This is a genomic window from Mesorhizobium sp. M2A.F.Ca.ET.037.01.1.1, assembly GCF_003998075.1.
Taxonomy (GTDB): Bacteria; Pseudomonadota; Alphaproteobacteria; order Rhizobiales; family Rhizobiaceae; genus Mesorhizobium.
The window spans coordinates 1-3051 of record NZ_RZSA01000818.1; the positions used below are offsets into that span (position 1 = coordinate 1).

Here is a 3051-nt window from a genome sequence, read left to right on the forward strand (position 1 = left end):
GGCCACGGGCGCGATGGCGTCGAAGATGCCGAGCAGCGCGTGCGAATGCCGCCTGCCGTCGCCGGCGATCAGCTCCGGATAGTTGAAGTCGTCGCCGGTGAACATCACGACACCCTCGGGCAGCCGGTCGCGCAACTGCACTTCCTTCTCGGCATCGAGCAGCGATATCTTGATGCCCTCGACCTTGTCTGCATGCCGCTCGATGATGGCGACGACCGTATCCAGTGCCGCGTCGAAATCGCTGCTGCCCCAATAGCCCCTGAGCGCCGGATCGAACATGTCGCCGAGCCAGTGCAGGATGACCTTGCCGGAGGCCTGCGACAGGATGCGGTCGTAGACCCGGGTATAATCGTCCGGCCCTTTTGCCACCGCCGCCAGCGCGCGGCTCGCCATCATGATCGCCTTGCCGCCCTCGCCTTCGATGAAGCCGAACTGCTCCTCATAGGCGCCGATGACGTCGTCGAGCGTTTTGACCGCCGCCGGCGCCAGGTGATCGGTCCCCGCCCCTGAAGCAAGGTCGGCGCCCGGCACTGTTCTGGCCTCGGCGACCGAGCGGCGGATCAACTCTTTGGCGCTCGCCCAATCGAAACCCATGCCGCGCTGAGAGGTGTCCATGGCCTCGGCGATGCGGAAGCCGAGCCGCCACAGATGATGACGGAACGCCATGGTCTTGTCCCAGTCGACCGCTGGCCGCGACCACGGATTGGTCATGGCGATGGGGTCGGCGACGACATGGGCGGCGGCATAGGCGATGCGCGAAAAATGCGCGTTCTTGCTCGGCTCGACCGGCTTGCCGACGAGCCGGTAGCCGATCTGGTCGCCGTTTGCCGCAGGCAAGATGATGTCCATGGAACTCTCCCGTTGCGGCTCCTATAAATGGAACGTTCCAATAAATCAAGAAGCTCTATGATCTTGGGATTCGAGCCGTCAGGGCATAGTCCCGCCGTGGAGAAACGCCCGCATTAATGGGCTTCTGAACCGCACCAATCAATTTTTCAAATCCCGCGGGAATCACGATTGACTCTGATTTGGAACGGTGATTAGAACGTTCCAATAAAATTTGCTCAAAACCGTGGAGGACGGAACGAGGATGGCCAGCCGGGCCAAGGCGACGATCCTGGACATCGCCCGCGAGGCCGGCGTATCCAAATCGACGGTGTCGCTCGTACTGCAGGGCAGCGGGCTGATCCGGCCTGAAACCGCGGTCAAGGTGCGCAAGGCGATCGAGGATGTCGGCTATGTCTACAACCGCGGCGCCGCCAATCTGCGCAAGGCCCATTCCAACGTCATCGGCATGGTGATCAACGATCTCACCAACCCCTTTTTCGCCGAGCTTGCGGTCGGCATGGAGCGCGTGTTTCAGGCGGCAGGCGTCGTCCCCTTCATAGCCAACACGGCGGAGAACCCGGTACGCCAGGAAGAGGTGCTGAAATCGATGATGGAGCAGGGTGTGGCCGGCCTGATCGTCTCGCCGGCGCGCGGCACGACGCCTGGGGCTTTCCGGCGCATCGAAGCGGCTGGCGTGCCCGTGGTGTTCGCCATGCGCAGGCTGCCCGAAAGCCGCATCCCGGCGATCGCCCCCGACAATCGTCGCGGCGCCTGCCTTGCCACCGAGCATCTGATCCGCAAGGGCCATCGCCGCCTCGCCTTCTTCGGCGGTTCGTCCGACCTCGTCGTCTATCAGGAGCGTCTGGGCGGGTTCCTCGAAGCCTGCGAGGCGTTCGCCATCCCCGTTGCAGACCGGACGATCGTCGAGGGCGAGACCAGCCGCAAGGGCGGCATGGCCTGCCTGGAGACGGCGCTGGTCATGCCCGAACCGCCGACGGCGGCCCTTTGCTTCAACGACGCGGTTGCCTTCGGTGTCATGCTGGCATTGCGCAAGCGCGGCCTCGAGGCGGGAGCGGACTTCGCCGTCGTCGGCTTCGACGACGTCGCCGAGGCCGAGCATTACAGCCCGGCGCTGACCAGCGTTGCCGTCGACACCGCGGGGCTGGGCGAGCGCGCCGCCCACGTGATGCTGAAGATGATCCAGTCGCGCACCACGCGCGCCGAGGACCATATCGGCGCCGTCAGCCTGGTCGTGCGGGAAAGCAGCGGGCCAAACCGCAACAGCCAGGTGGGAGACGCGGCATGAGCACGCGATGGGGACTAATCGGCGCCAGCACGATCGCCAAGCAGTTCATGATCAGCGCCATCCGCGCGCAGGCCAATGGCGAGATCGCAGCCGTGATGAGTTCGAACGCGGAGCGCGCGGAGGCCTACGCCCGCGAGAACGGCATTCCGGCCGCCGTCTCGACCCTCGACGCTCTGCTCAACTCGGACATCGACGCCGTCTACATCTCCACCACCAACGAATTGCATCTTGAGCAGGGCATGGCCGCGATCAAGGCGGGCAAGCATGTGCTGTGCGAAAAGCCGCTGGCGCTGACTAGCGCCGATGCGAAGACGATGGTTTCGGCAGCGAAGAACGCCGGCATCGTCTTCGGTACCAATCATCACCTGCGCAACGCCGGCGCTCATCGCGCCATGCGAGAGGCGATCGCCGCCGGCCGCATCGGCAAGCCGATCGCGGCGCGCGTCTTCCACTCGGTCTTTCTGCCGGAGAACCTGCAAGGCTGGCGTATCACCAGGCCCGAGGCCGGCGGCGGCGTGGTGCTCGACATCACGGTGCACGATGCCGACACGCTGCGCTTCGTGCTCGGCGACGATCCGGTCGAGGTTTCGGCCTTCACGCAATCGGCCGGCATGGCTGGAAGCGGGCTGGAGGACGGCGCCATGTGCATCTGGCGCTTCAAGTCCGGCGTCATCGCCCAATCGCATGAGGGCTTCACCACGAAATATGCCGGCACCGGCTTCGAGGTGCACGGGACGGAAGGCTCGCTGATCGCCGCCAATGTGATGACGCAGAAGCCGATCGGCTCGGTGCTGCTGCGCACCGCGAGCGGCGAGGAAGAGCTGAGCTTCGACCGCGAGGACCTCTATACCCGCTCGGTCCGCCAGTTCCACGCCGCGATCCGCGGCGAAGGCCAGCCTTCCGCCACCGGCGAGGAC

General features: G+C 65.2%; 3 protein-coding genes. 2 read left to right on the plus strand and 1 reads right to left on the minus strand.

All coding sequences use genetic code 11. From position 1 onward, the window contains the following. Positions 1-849: DUF993 family protein (locus EOA27_RS29530; RefSeq protein WP_127257886.1), on the minus strand; the 849-nt coding region annotated here is incomplete at its 3' end. A 241-nt stretch (positions 850-1090) separates the two neighbouring features. On the opposite strand from EOA27_RS29530, the gene EOA27_RS29535 reads away from it, so the two are divergent. Continuing rightward, entirely contained in the window at positions 1091-2134 is a 1044-nt protein-coding gene (locus EOA27_RS29535; protein ID WP_126081451.1) for a LacI family DNA-binding transcriptional regulator, read from the plus strand. After that, on the plus strand, positions 2131-3051 hold a 921-nt coding region (locus EOA27_RS29540; protein WP_145970604.1), incomplete at its 3' end, for a Gfo/Idh/MocA family oxidoreductase. The genes EOA27_RS29535 and EOA27_RS29540, both read left to right, overlap by 4 nt.